Here is a 12,982-nt window from a genome sequence, read left to right on the forward strand (position 1 = left end):
ATCGTGACCAATTAGGTGAAAGGTTGATTTACCTAAATCAATACCTATGACTTTTGCAACTGACATGATGGTTTCCTCCTGTAATAGCCAACACTATGAGTTTAGCTAATGGGTGGGGCGTACCATCTAATTAATGAGTTAAAGCCGACCAGTGGTTCTATGCCAAAAGCGGACTTGGTACAAAACAAAGGCACCTCTTGCTTCTATCAAAAGGTGCCTTCTTATTTTGTTAAAAGTCGTTTTTATCTTTAACCGATATAACTTGACCGTTTTTTGCAATTTGGAAGTAAAGCTTATCTTCGTTGCTAGCATTAGATGCACTAACTACATAGAAATTGTCTTCAACGCTAGCAATCGAAAGTTGCGACTTATCAATATTTTTCCATGACTCATCTAACTTACCGACTTCAAAACCAGCGTCTTTAAACGTCATTTTTTGAATATGTGTTGCAGCGATGATAACAGCTTTCTGACCGCTGATGACACCATGATCTCCATGTGCCTGTACATTACTAGTTAGCAAGGCACCACAAAGCGCAACGATTGATATTAGTTTGTTCATTTTAGTCTCCATTTGGTATGAAATTCGTAAAGTTAAATTCGTTATTGTTTAAGGCCAATAACTTCGTATTGCCCTTTAACCAGTAGCTGTACTGACACTGGTTTATCTGATTTGTTTTGCCAGTACCAACCATGAGAGCCTGCAAATGGGGTGGTATAACTGCCTTTCATTTCATTAGTTGTAGCAATAGCATAGCTTTCAAAATATCCCGTTGTGTCACCTTCAGGCTCACCATGTAAATCGAAGTACAATGGAGCACCATCGGTTAACCATTCATAAGTCATTTTTTCATGCTGCTTCATATAAAATTTATATTCGATGCCGCGTCCCGCAGGGACTGTCACTTCTATTGTTTGAAACTCATCCGTGCCTTTAGTTGTCTCTAATGACGTTGTTTCCATTTCAGCCGCTTGTGCAAGTGCTGTTAAACCTAACTTGTTGCCAATACCTGTCGGATCGATGTTGTACTCTGCTGGTAAGATAAAGGTAACCAGTGCAATAGCCGCGACAACGACTGCTGAAATACTCGCTTTAACGAGTGTTTTGGTACTAACTGTATGTTGCATAAAATTCTCTTTTATTTCTGTATTTCTATAAGTTAAAAATCGATTAAATAGTAAAGTAACCAGTAAGTTGTAAGCCCATCAACATCACACCAGCACTCATTAGTGCAGTATTCGTGACTGTCGAAAAACGTTGAAATGACGGCAGTTTTCTCCATGCATTTATCATGATCAAAATAAGTGCGAGCGCAGCAAATTGACCAAGTTCAACACCTAAGTTAAAGGCAATCAGGTTGGTAATAAGACCTTCATCAGCTAGGCTAAATTCTTGTAATTTGGTAGCTAAACCAAAGCCATGAAATAGACCAAAAATCAGCACCGCCCATTGGGTATTAGGCTGCCAATTAAAACAACGCTTAAAGCCACCTAGATTATCGAAGCCCTTGTAAATTACGGAAAAACCGATAATGGCATCAATTAAATAAGCGTTGACCTGTATGTCACTTAACACACCAAATAACAGAGTTGTACTATGTCCAATAGTAAACATGGTGACGTACAACAGTACGTCACGGCTACGATATAAAAAGAAGATAACACCCACTAAAAACAATAAGTGGTCATATCCCGTTATCATATGTTTAGCGCCTATGTATAGGAATGGAATAAACTGAACACCTGTATTCTGTTCCAAAAACGCTCTGGTTTTATCATCAACACCGTGAGCAAAGGCTTCAATGCTAACAAGTGCCAGCAACGCAACTGCCAAATAGGTTAACGCTTTAATCATATTATTTGGCATCTTGAGACTCCAATACTTCAACATCAGTCAAAATAGACTCCTTTTCTTTGTGTAAAATTCTGTATAAGGCAGGAATGACAAACAGAGTCAAAATCGTTGACGAAATAATGCCACCAATGACTACTGTTGCGAGAGGTCGCTGAACCTCTGAGCCAATCCCTGTATTTAAAGCCATCGGAATAAAACCTAATGATGCGACCAAGGCGGTTGTTAATACAGGGCGAAGTCGAGTAAGTGCACCGTCAAATATTGCTTTATCAAGTGCCAATCCATTTTTACGTAACTCTCTAATGAACGACACCATAACCAGTCCATTTAGAATTGCTATGCCCGATAAGGCAATAAAACCAACGGCTGCCGAAATTGAGAACGGAATATCACGTAACAATAGAGCAGCTATACCACCTGTTAATGCTAATGGAACACCTGTGAAGATGATCATTGCATCTTTAAATGAGCTAAGCGCTAGTATCAACAATCCGACAATCATAATTAAGGTGACTGGTACAACAATACTCAGTCGCTCAGAAGCGGATTGCAGTTTTTGGTAGGTGCCGCCATATTCCACCCAGTAACCAGCCGGAATTTCAACACTTTCATTAATTGCAGTTTGGATATCCGCAACAAAACTTCCTAAATCTCTTCCGCGAACATTGGCAGTAACCACAACCCTACGCTTACCATTTTCGCGGTTAATTTGGTTAGCACCAGATACAAGCTCAATTTCAACAAGTTCTTGCAGTGGCACTGAATGACCGTCAGCCAACATAATCGGTAAATAAGGAAGTTCATCAATATTATTTCGTTTTGATTCTGCTAGGCGTACTACAATATCAGAGCGCACATCGCCTTGATAAAACTTACCTGCGACAGTACCACCCATCGCAGTTGCCACTTGAGATTGCACTTGGCTAATACTAATACCAAACTGCATCAATTTTTCACGCTTTGGTACTAAGTTAAGCAGTGGTAATCCCGTTGTTTGCTCGACTTGAATGTCTGCAATGTTATCAACTTGCGAAATAGCACCTTCTATCTCATCACCTAATGCGGTTAAAGTTTCAAAATCATCACCAAATACTTTAATGGCAAGCTCGGCTCTAACCCCAGCTAATAGCTCATTAAAACGCATTTGAATGGGCTGTAAGAACTCATAGCGGTTGCCCGGAATCGGCTCAACAAGTGCGGCCAATTCTTCTACGATTTGTGCTTTAGTTTTGTCTGGATTAGGCCATAATTCACGAGGCTTTAAGATAATAAAGTTATCTGCAACACTTGGTGGAACCGCATCGGTTGCCACATCTGCCGTGCCTATCTTAGCAAAGACACGTTCAACTTCTGGCATTTGCTTAATTTTATCTTCTAACGATTCCTGAAGTGCTACAGCCTGAGATAGTGACGTACCGGGAATACGTAAGGCGTGCATGGCAATATCACCTTCATCCAGATTAGGCGCAAATTCACTACCTAACTTAGTCGCTTGATAGCCAGAAAATATAACTAAAAGTGATGCCGCAATTATCACTAACCAACGTGCTTTCAATACCCATTTCAAAGCAGGTTTATAAAGGACCGCAGCGCCACGAATAAGTGGACTGTGCTTTTCTTTTACTGGCTTTTTAAATAGTAAGGCAACCATTGCTGGTACGAAGGTTACCGAAAGCAACATAGCACTCAGTAATGCAATAACTACAGTGATCGCCATTGGATGGAACATCTTACCTTCTACGCCTTCAAGAGCGAAGATAGGCAGATAAACTACGGTGATAATAAATACACCAAATAATGCGGGACGTATCACTTCTCTTGTTGCTTCGAACACTAACTCTAAGCGTTCTTTTAGCGATAACGGGTTATTTCCAGCCTGACTTAGCCTGCGGAGACAATTTTCTACGATAATAATGGCACCATCGACTAACAAACCAAAATCTAACGCCCCCAAACTCATCAAGTTTGCACTCACCCTTGTATGCACCATACCTGTTACTGTCATCAACATGGCAAATGGGATCACTAATGCGGTTAAAAATGCAGCCCTGAAATTGCCTAGTAGTACAAAGAGCACAACAATAACCAAAATGGCCCCTTCAATTAGGTTGAGCTGTACGGTTTTTAAGGTTTTATCAACTAATTTAGTGCGGTCATAAACAGCGGTTGCGACAATCCCTTCTGGTAAAGTGGCGTTAATTTCTTTGAGCTTTTCTCCCACGGCATGGGCAACGGTGCGGCTGTTTTCGCCAATAAGCATGAACACCGTACTCATCACCACTTCACGACCATTTTGTGTAGCAGCACCAGTTCTTAGCCCTTTACCGTTTTCAATATCGGCTACGTCTTTTATATAAATTGATGAACCATCAAGCGACTTAAGCGGAATATTACCAATGGCAGTCATATCAGTAACCTGACCGGGCAGCCTTAATAACCACTGTGCGCCATTTTGCTCTATAAAGCCTGCGCCTTGATTTTGATTGTTTTGTGCGATGGCATTAACCACATCGGCTTGTGATAGTCCAAAAGCAAGTAGCTTTTCAGGTTTAAAGGCGACTAAAACCTCCCGTTCAAATCCGCCTATAGGGTTCACCTCTACAACACCGGGTACACGCATTAACTGTGGTCTTATGGTCCAGTCATGTACGGTTCGTAAATCCATTGGTGTAATAGGCGTGCCATCAGCATGTGTTGCATCAGGCTCAGCATCAACCGTGAACATAAAGATTTCACCAAGACCTGTAGCTATTGGCCCAAGTTGAGGCTCTAAGCTTTGAGGCAACTCAGCTCGTGCCGCAGACAAACGTTCATTGACTAGCTGACGGGCAAAATAGATATCCGTATCATCGCTAAATATCGCTACCACTTGCGATAAACCGTAGCGAGAAACCGAACGCGTATAGGTTAAGCCCGGTAAACCTGATAACGCAGTTTCTAACGGAAAGGTTACTCTTTGCTCAACTTCCAAAGGTGTAAAACCAGCCGCCTCAGTATTGATCATTACTTGAACATTGGTGATATCTGGTACAGCATCAATGGGTAGTTTGGTAAAGTTCCAGATACCAAGCCCTGAAACAGCAAGTACCATCACCATCACAAGGAATTTGCGCTTTATTGAAAAGCGTAAAATTGATTCCAACATTTATACGCTCCTAATGATCATGTGATGCGCCAGACTTTTCAATGTCGGCTTTTAAGATGTAGCTATTATCAGCCACGTATTCTGTACCTGCTTTTAATCCACCTAGAACTTCAATCCATTCACCTCCGGCTCTTCCAAGCTCAAGCATACGGACTTCGTATTGTTTACCGACTTTGGCATAGACAACGGTGAAATCTCTAAAACTTTGCAAACCAACACGCTTAACAGCAAGCGGCACATCGATTGTTGCTACTTCAATATTTGCTTTAACGAAGTTTCCTTCTGCAAGTTCAGCATCTGCTAATTCAACCCAAACCATTCTTGCTTGATCATCTCTCACGCTTGGCTCAATAAATGACACCTCACCTACAAGGGGGTTCTTATGACCTTCAATGTTTAACGTAACTGGCGTTTCCAGTTTAACCTTGGAATAATCCGAAGGATAAACCGCTAATTTGGCAATATGGCGATTAAAATTGGTAATGGTGAGTAAGGTTTTACCATTGGTTTGCTCACCCGCGTTTGCGAATAACTGGGTAATAACACCATTAATGGGCGCTTTAATAACGTAGGGCTTAAGACTTTCATTACTTTCTACTGTGAATAGCGTTTGCCCTTTTTTAACGATTTCACCGAAATTGACGTGTAATTTGGTGATTTCACCATCAAAACGCGCTGCAATGTTTCGCTTAGCGCCCACAGGTAAACTTAATTTTCCATAAGCAGGAATGGTTTGATGAATTGTCGCAGGGCCTGCAATTTCAGTGTTGATTTCCATTGCATCGGCAACTGCCTGTTCAATTGTGGTGCGACCCTCGAAGTTGTCATATCGCCAATTGTACTTTTTACCCTGATAAGTTGCTTCAATGGCAACGACAAAAGAGTGAGGCTCATAAATCACCATATCACCGCGAAGAAAGTCACCTTGGGCATTGAAGTTAATATCATCAGTGCCATCGCCTAGACGGATTAACTTTACGTTTAAACTAACTTTCGCTGGGTCAATAGGTTGCCCTTCATTTGTTGCCCAAACACGAAATTCTGGCGGCACGCCTGTTTCAAAAATAGAGAGTTCAATTGCAAAATCACCTTCTCGTAACATGCGCCCACGGTGTGGACCTTTCTCTGGTTCAGCTTGCTCAGCCGCAGGTGATGATGCCGCAATAGCATTAGGTGCGACGACGCCTGTTAATGAGATAAGTATCGCCAAACTCAATGACGACAGGATATTTTTATTTTTCATAAGTTTGCTCACGGTTCTACTCGCTATCACTAACGGACACGCCAGTTAGGCGTTGAATTTCAATATGTTGTAAGTGCAAAGATTGATAAGAATCAAGTAACTGATTTTGGGCGCTGAGTAGCTCTCTACGGATATCACTCCACTGGTTGTAGCTAAGTTTGCCGATATCAAATGCCTGACTTGCTTCAGTCAATGCGGTTTCTAGTACAGGAATAATTTCAGCTTGAATCGTTTCAATGACATGGTGGGAATGCGCCATTTCTTGCAATAGCACATAAAGCTGTGCATCAAGTTTCTGCATTAACGCTTGTTGCTGACTTGCCAGAACATCTTGTTTTGCGAGTAAGGCAGCTATTGTTCCTGCATTTCTATTTTCACTTCCCCAAGGAATAGAGACACCCGCCACTAAACCAAAATCATCGGTCGTTTCATATCGTCTTAGTCCAGCAGTGAATTGCCACTGAGGTTTGGCTTCAATACGTGCGAGTTCCATTTGAGACTGGGCGATACGTTGTTCATCAGCAAACTGCTGTATTTGCGGGATTTGCTTAAGCTTGTTTAGCTGGCTTTCTACAGATGGAATTTCCGGCTTAAGCACTAAATTCCCCGTTAACTTAAGCTCTGCCTGAGGCTTACCCCATAAGGATGACAGTTGATAATGGCTGGCTTTTAATTCGTGCTCTAAATCTTCGACAGCGAGATTTCTTCGAACCAACTCAGCTTGAGCCAAGCGCATTTCGACATTAGAACTTTTGCCTGCTTTTACTCTTTTGGCAATAGCGTCAACCACTTCCTGTGCCTGAGATACCGCTAATTTATTGAGTTTCAGGCGCTCTTGTTTTATCAAGATTTCAACAAACTGCTTAGCAACAATCGCAGATAAATCGAGGGCTTTTATTTTTTGCTCGACTATTACTGCACTTGCTTGGCTTTTTGCCGCATTAACTCTGCCATCAATTTGATCTTGTTGAAGCAACCAAGAGTAGGTGAGCGTTGATTGCATACTTTTTAATGCACTATGCTCACCAGTCCCTAACGCATCTTCAATCATTAAACCTATTTGAGGACGCTCTCCAATTCCAGCTTGCTCGATATTACCTTGCCACAAGGCTTCTTGAGCTATCAAGGCTTTTAATTCAGGATGACTTTGTAGAGTCATGGTCACAGCCTTGCTTAAATTTATAACCTGATGTGATGACTGTGATTGCTGCTGGATTTGCGCATTAGCCAAAAAGGGAGTTGATGTTACTAAACCAGCCCCCGTTGTTAAAAATAGACCAACAGCCAAAAACCGATTGCCAGTCGGTTTTTTTCTGTTGCTTTTATAAAGATTAAATCTCATTCCATATCCTTAATTAATGGATGAAAAAAGTTTCGATAAAGTGATGAAAACTATCGACAGTGGATGCCGCTAGTACTGGCATAGTTGCCAATAATGCTAGAGTAATGATGAAAGTAGTAAGTGACGGTTTATTAATTGGATTTAATAAACCTTCAACACGAAGACTCGTGTAATCATGTCCGAAGTAGCTAACAGACGCCTGATCGCAATCCGTAGGAAGTGCTTTTTGAAGTCTAGCGACATCAATTAATGTCTGTGCGATATCAAGGTGGTCGTATTCTTTTGTGACCTCATTGTCGGCCATCTTTTCCGTCATTAAGACATATTGCTCGATTAGGGTTTGTTTTATACGTGACGGATAGAAGCTGGCAAGTGCCGTGAAAAGCACTTTAAATAACGGGTCTCTTGCCGTTACATGAGCCAGTTCATGATTAACGATGATATTAAGTTGTTCATCGCTAACTTGGGTTTGTAGTCCGGTTGATACATATATCTTGGGAGATATAAAACCTGTAGTAAAGGCAACAGGCACTTTAACAGGCATCAATAAATATTGATTGCCATTAGTCGTCCTAGCATCTTGTGCATCAGTAAAGCTTAGTAAACTCGATAATGCGATGGACTGTTTGGTTCTAGCAAAGGTAGTCTTAGTTACGCGCCAAGCTAAATAGATTAGTGCTAAAAGTAAGGTTAACGCGTGCCAACTTGAAAAGCTAAAAATATCGATATGGTGCCAATGGGCAAAATCTTCGAACCAGCTTATGTTAAAAACTTTATCAAACCCTAACGAGTAAGGCATAAAGTAACTAATACAAGAAAAGGCTATCCACCAAGGTGCACTCACTAGTGACCACAATATAAACTTTTGACTATTAAAACTGACTTGTTCGAGTCTGAACAACACAAAACGAGATACGACAGCAACAGTTGCAATACCTATCACAAATGCAAGCACTGAAACACTGAGCAAATTTAGAACGATTGCCATATCTCCAACTAACATAATTAAGCCCGCTCCTTTCTAAGCTGGCGTTGTTTCTCGATCATTTTTTCTAATGTATCGAGTTGTTCGTCATTAAGCTGTGCCGAAGCAGAACTGAACGCAGCAATTAAGCTATTTTCACCATCATCAACAAAGTCACTGGTTACATTTGAAATAAGTTGAGCAATTAAGCCTTCACGATCTACTCTGGCTGAATAACAATACGCATGGCCTTGTTTAGTGCGTTTAAGTAATTCTTTTTTAAATAACCTATCAAGCGTACTTTGGATAGTATTTAACGAATTACCACGAGCTAACCCCAGTACTTTATGTACTTGCTTTGCATCCGCTTCTTTCACATTCCAGAAATGTTGAAGCACTAACTTTTCTAGTTCACCTAACTGCATAACACTTTACTCTATTTAATTCGTTGGCTATATTGTCACAACAAAAACCGATAGGCAATCGGTTTTTTCATTTAAGGACATTATATGGGTTGGCTAATAACTAAGTATTTGATCACCGCTACGGTCATTGTCGCGGCATCAGAGCTAGCAAAACGAAATGATAAACTAGGCGCACTAATAGTGGCCTTACCGACAGTCACAATTTTAGCCATGATTTGGTTATATGTTGAAAAGCAGCCGTCAGAGAAAATAGCCAATCACGCTTGGTACACCTTTTGGTATGTACTTCCCACATTGCCCATGTTTTTACTTTTCCCCATGCTGATGCAGCGCTACAGTTTTTGGCTATCGTTACTCATCAGCTCATTAATAACTGTAATTTGCTTTTGGCTGTTTTCTTTATTGCTGAAGCAGTTTGGAATAGATTTGCTTCCTTGAGGTTAACAGCAAGGTCCGTTGTTCGCCCCACAGCTGCCATTAGAGTATTTACGTTAACGCGTAATGGGGCATAAATGAGTTAGAGCCGAAGGACGGCTCTGTGCCAATTGCAGACATTAGCAACGCCTGAGCTCAGGTGCATTTGAGACAACGCCTGCTTTTGCGTTAGCAAAAAAGTGGGTGGCGGATCAAATGTCATCTGCAGAGACTTTTTAGGCAGCGTTCACCGTATTCTAGGAACGAGCGTTTACGAGGCACGTGCCGAACTGGCCTTTATGACTTTTGTAAACAACAAAAAAATATTTGGATCAAACTTCGTGTCCACTTCATGCTTCAAGATATTCATAGTTTCAAGGTGCGATTTAGCCATGCGGTATGGCCTGCTAGTCGTCAGTGCATCATACGCATCAATGATCGAAAGTATTCGACTACTCAGGGGAATATCGGCACCAGCCAGTCCGTCCGGGTATCCGCTTCCATCAAATGCTTCATGATGATGTCTGACAATAGACGCGACCTCGTCTCTGTTTGTCAGGAATGTCTCACTAATTATTCTCTCACCGATAACCGAGTGAGCCTTTATCTCTTCCCTTTCATCAGGTGTGAGCTTTCCAGGCTTCGAGAGAACAGTATCACGAACTCCAATCTTACCCACGTCGTGTAATTGACTGGCAATACGCAAGTCATCTAATGAGGGGGCACTCAAATCGGCCGCACGCCCCACTTCCAACGCAAGCGCACAGACGCGGTCACAATGGCCTCTAGTATACGCATCGCGCGCGCACAATGCCGTAATGAGTGATGGGTAAGCATTTTCTTGATCTGGTGCGAGGGCAAAAGCCATTGAATATCTCTCCTTGTTCAGCAACGCCTAACATTTTAGTATTTATGCGACACGCAGTTTGTGTTGCATAATCGCTTGTTGGACTGAGCCGCTACCTACTCGGTGTGTCAGAGTTGGTGTTGTTTATGCTATGGGAATTTGCTTTTTCTGGCCTAAGCGATATCAAGCCAACGTTACTGGCGAGCCTATCGTATCTAAGCTATCCCTGCTTTACTCAGCGTTTATTATGCTTCCATTACACCTAAATTTGCCTTAAGAAGCAATTATATTTTTACGCACGCAGAGGTCGTTAGCCTGAGCAATTAAGCAGGTTAACTCATTGATTTTAAGCAGCAAGCAAGGCTGCTAACTCGTTCGCACTATTTCATTTGTCGGCGTATCTGAATTCATCACACCAATAAATCGTAAAATACCCACCTTGCATGACTGGCAAGGCCAATGCGGTATCAGTGTTACGTTTTCTGTCTTTAGCTTCTCCACTTTACCTCTGTGTGATTCTTGTGACCTTATTAATGCTAACTTTCGCTTGCGACACGCATTAGCTAAAAAGCCATAGTGGCGAATGCGCATAAACCCTTTGGGCAATACATGTTGTAAGTAGCGCCGTAAAAATTCATCACAACTCAGAGTCATGACTTTATCGCGGTTGTTATCTGCATAATCGCGGTATTTAAAGCTCACTGTTTCTTCAGTCGCTGACACTAATCGCGATTCTGACATCACGCCTTTTCGGGTATAACGAGCAAGGTAACTAACTAGCTTTTCACTGTACGTTAAACAGGCTTTGCTATACACACACCACTTTGTTGGGGTGTTTATCTTCGCGAATGAACTATCGCATTCATTGAGTTCCGCTAGCATTTTACCCCTAAAGACTGTTGATAACGCTTTTACGGGGTATAAATAGCCTTTTTCTATTTCATGCCAGTGCGCTTTATTTAGCGCCCCTGCGGGTATCAAACAATGCAAGTGGATATGCTGACTTAAGTTCTGCCCCCACGTATGCAGTACGCTTGTCATGCCTAACTGACCATGCTTTTTCCGTTTCGCAAATTTACTTAGCGTTTGCCATGTCGCTTTAAATAAACACTGATACAACGCATTTGGGTTATAGTGAGCAATGATATTCAACTCATGAGGGAGTGTAAAAACAAGGTGGAAATACCTACATGGTAATAAATCCTCCTGCTGTTTTTGCACCCATTTAGCCGTAGCCATGCCTTGGCAACGCGGGCAATGACGGTCTCGACAGCTACATCCAATCTTTTGCGACTCCCCACAGCTATCACATTGCCATGCTTGATAACCGAGCTGACCCGTTCTGCATGATTGAAGGTGCTGACACACGCGCAGTTGTTGATAACTCACCGTATGATGTTGGCGATAACTCTCAAAGCTTGAGTTTAAAATATCAGCGAGGTGTAAGGCGTTCATTGTTTACTCCAGCTCGCAAGCAAATCAATGCCGCCATGACCTAACTCTGGTAACCAATGTAAGTAACTTTGTGTGGTTTTAATATCACTGTGGCCAAGCTGATGTTGCAGTTGATGAAGTGGCATACCTGATTCAAGTTGGTGTGTTGCATAAGCATGGCGTAAAGTATGTGGATTACAGTGCTTTAAGCCACACGCTTGTGCATGTTTTCTCAATGGCTTCCTGAAGGTTGATGCTGACATAGGTTTATCCATTAATAACCGTGAATAGAACATCCAACCTGTTGGGTGATACATTTTCCAATAACAACGTAATTGAGCCAGCACGCTATCTGATACAACCACATAGCGTGATTTATCCCCTTTACCTTGTTCAATTAAAATAGTTTTACGCTGTCCATCGATATCTTGCACTTTAATGCGTAGCAGTTCATTAATACGTAAGCCACACCCATAGCACACCATAATCAATGTTTTTAAGCGCATATCGGTGCAACTTTCTATAAGCCGTCGCATGTCATCGCGCGATAAATACGTGGGTGCGCGAAGTTTTACTTTTGGCAGTACAATATCTAAGTTAAGTGGCCGATGTAAAATATTCTTAAACAAGAACCAAATACTGTTTATCTGTATTTTTTGGCTTGCTCTAGAAAGTTTACGAATCGCAGGATCGTTAAAAAAGGCGTTAAGTTCCTCATCAGTAATCGAATCGAGCGGTTTATTAAAATAATGACTGAGTTTTAGTAAATGTTCACAGTAGCTTTTACATGTACTTTGCGAATAACCACGATAGGCTATTTCAGTTTTGACTTGTTCAATGAGTGTATTCATGACTTACCTCCAAGTTATGGGATAACCCCAAGGTAAGTGTGGCTCAAATTATAAGAATAGGATCTCCGCGTAGCGGCTTAGTTCAACAATTTAATAGTGCGCTCATCACGCATATTTTTGCTGACTTCAAGCTCATCTATCCACATTCCAACAAATAACCGAGGGTATTTCAAGATTTTAAATAAATTTAAATGTAGGATATACGCGTTGCTCGTTTGCTTGACTATATGAATAAACGACACAACTTTATCTATTAATTAGCCCAAAATTTAGCCATCCTCAATGACCGGTTATCGCTCTTTTGAGGCATTCGCCTCAACACGTTTTTGGACAGAATGTATGGTACGCCCCGTTTTGCAAGTTAATAACTAAAAATAACGGAGATGGTTTGCGCTAATGTATTCAGAGTCTATTAGAGACTAACATTAGTCCCAGCTCTACGATGAGATCTGCGCCAGATTG

12 protein-coding genes are annotated in these 12,982 nt (G+C 41.5%); 1 reads left to right on the forward strand and 11 read right to left on the reverse strand.

What is annotated here, in order from left to right; genetic code table 11:
• Positions 1-229 precede the first annotated feature (229 nt).
• Genes JIG37_RS03585 through JIG37_RS03620 form a run of 8 tightly spaced genes read right to left on the reverse strand, consistent with a single transcriptional unit; the run spans position 230 to position 8,974 of the window.
• Positions 230-562 (reverse strand): DUF6488 family protein, encoded by a 333-nt coding sequence (locus tag JIG37_RS03585; protein WP_028834945.1) that lies wholly within the window; start codon positions 560-562, stop codon positions 230-232.
• 41 nt (positions 563-603) lie between these two features.
• Positions 604-1,128: a hypothetical protein gene (locus JIG37_RS03590; RefSeq protein WP_028834944.1), complete on the reverse strand. Its 525-nt coding sequence runs from the start codon at positions 1,126-1,128 to the stop codon at positions 604-606.
• 43 nt (positions 1,129-1,171) lie between these two features.
• Positions 1,172-1,867: a HupE/UreJ family protein gene (locus tag JIG37_RS03595; protein ID WP_028834943.1), complete on the reverse strand. Its 696-nt coding sequence runs from the start codon at positions 1,865-1,867 to the stop codon at positions 1,172-1,174.
• Positions 1,857-5,000: a CusA/CzcA family heavy metal efflux RND transporter gene (locus JIG37_RS03600; protein ID WP_028834942.1), complete on the reverse strand. Its 3,144-nt coding sequence runs from the start codon at positions 4,998-5,000 to the stop codon at positions 1,857-1,859. The genes JIG37_RS03595 and JIG37_RS03600 overlap by 11 nt, the downstream gene beginning before the upstream one ends.
• 10 nt (positions 5,001-5,010) lie before the next feature.
• The gene (locus tag JIG37_RS03605) at positions 5,011-6,243 is read right to left on the reverse strand and encodes an HlyD family efflux transporter periplasmic adaptor subunit (protein ID WP_028834941.1); all 1,233 of its coding nucleotides are present in this window, start codon (positions 6,241-6,243) and stop codon (positions 5,011-5,013) included.
• A 16-nt stretch (positions 6,244-6,259) separates the two neighbouring features.
• Entirely contained in the window at positions 6,260-7,585 is a 1,326-nt protein-coding gene (locus JIG37_RS03610) for a TolC family protein (protein ID WP_028834940.1), read from the reverse strand.
• 13 nt (positions 7,586-7,598) lie between these two features.
• Positions 7,599-8,588 carry a M56 family metallopeptidase gene (locus JIG37_RS03615; protein ID WP_028834939.1) on the reverse strand — a complete coding sequence of 330 codons (990 nt, stop codon included), beginning with the start codon at positions 8,586-8,588 and terminating at the stop codon, positions 7,599-7,601.
• Between the two features lie 2 nt (positions 8,589-8,590).
• Complete coding sequence (locus tag JIG37_RS03620; RefSeq protein ID WP_028834938.1) at positions 8,591-8,974, reverse strand: BlaI/MecI/CopY family transcriptional regulator; 384 nt, start codon at positions 8,972-8,974, stop codon at positions 8,591-8,593.
• Between the two features lie 84 nt (positions 8,975-9,058).
• On the opposite strand from JIG37_RS03620, the gene JIG37_RS03625 reads away from it, so the two are divergent.
• Complete coding sequence (locus JIG37_RS03625; RefSeq protein WP_028834937.1) at positions 9,059-9,412, forward strand: DUF3147 family protein; 354 nt, start codon at positions 9,059-9,061, stop codon at positions 9,410-9,412.
• A 247-nt stretch (positions 9,413-9,659) separates the two neighbouring features.
• On the opposite strand, the gene JIG37_RS03630 is transcribed toward JIG37_RS03625, so the two are convergent.
• From JIG37_RS03630 to JIG37_RS03640, 3 genes are all read right to left on the reverse strand, one after another.
• Positions 9,660-10,256 carry an HD-GYP domain-containing protein gene (locus tag JIG37_RS03630; RefSeq protein ID WP_004589546.1) on the reverse strand — a complete coding sequence of 199 codons (597 nt, stop codon included), beginning with the start codon at positions 10,254-10,256 and terminating at the stop codon, positions 9,660-9,662.
• Between the two features lie 345 nt (positions 10,257-10,601).
• On the reverse strand, positions 10,602-11,690 hold the full coding sequence (locus tag JIG37_RS03635; RefSeq protein ID WP_063528616.1) for an IS91 family transposase: 1,089 nt from the start codon (positions 11,688-11,690) through the stop codon (positions 10,602-10,604).
• Positions 11,687-12,520 (reverse strand): tyrosine-type recombinase/integrase, encoded by an 834-nt coding sequence (locus tag JIG37_RS03640; RefSeq protein WP_063528612.1) that lies wholly within the window; start codon positions 12,518-12,520, stop codon positions 11,687-11,689. Before JIG37_RS03640 ends, JIG37_RS03635 begins: the two co-directional genes overlap by 4 nt.
• Positions 12,521-12,982: the final 462 nt, after the last annotated feature.

Source organism: Pseudoalteromonas sp. bablab_jr010 (genome assembly GCF_016464105.1).
Classification (GTDB): domain Bacteria; phylum Pseudomonadota; class Gammaproteobacteria; order Enterobacterales; family Alteromonadaceae; genus Pseudoalteromonas; species Pseudoalteromonas simplex.

Coding starts and splice junctions, on each gene's coding strand:
- JIG37_RS03585 (WP_028834945.1), bottom strand. CDS start 562: ATGAACAAACTAATATCAATCGTTGCGCTTTGTGGTGCCTTGCTAACT.
- JIG37_RS03590 (WP_028834944.1), bottom strand. CDS start 1,128: ATGCAACATACAGTTAGTACCAAAACACTCGTTAAAGCGAGTATTTCA.
- JIG37_RS03595 (WP_028834943.1), bottom strand. CDS start 1,867: ATGCCAAATAATATGATTAAAGCGTTAACCTATTTGGCAGTTGCGTTG.
- JIG37_RS03600 (WP_028834942.1), bottom strand. CDS start 5,000: ATGTTGGAATCAATTTTACGCTTTTCAATAAAGCGCAAATTCCTTGTG.
- JIG37_RS03605 (WP_028834941.1), bottom strand. CDS start 6,243: ATGAAAAATAAAAATATCCTGTCGTCATTGAGTTTGGCGATACTTATC.
- JIG37_RS03610 (WP_028834940.1), bottom strand. CDS start 7,585: ATGAGATTTAATCTTTATAAAAGCAACAGAAAAAAACCGACTGGCAAT.
- JIG37_RS03615 (WP_028834939.1), bottom strand. CDS start 8,588: ATGTTAGTTGGAGATATGGCAATCGTTCTAAATTTGCTCAGTGTTTCA.
- JIG37_RS03620 (WP_028834938.1), bottom strand. CDS start 8,974: ATGCAGTTAGGTGAACTAGAAAAGTTAGTGCTTCAACATTTCTGGAAT.
- JIG37_RS03625 (WP_028834937.1), top strand. CDS start 9,059: ATGGGTTGGCTAATAACTAAGTATTTGATCACCGCTACGGTCATTGTC.
- JIG37_RS03630 (WP_004589546.1), bottom strand. CDS start 10,256: ATGGCTTTTGCCCTCGCACCAGATCAAGAAAATGCTTACCCATCACTC.
- JIG37_RS03635 (WP_063528616.1), bottom strand. CDS start 11,690: ATGAACGCCTTACACCTCGCTGATATTTTAAACTCAAGCTTTGAGAGT.
- JIG37_RS03640 (WP_063528612.1), bottom strand. CDS start 12,520: ATGAATACACTCATTGAACAAGTCAAAACTGAAATAGCCTATCGTGGT.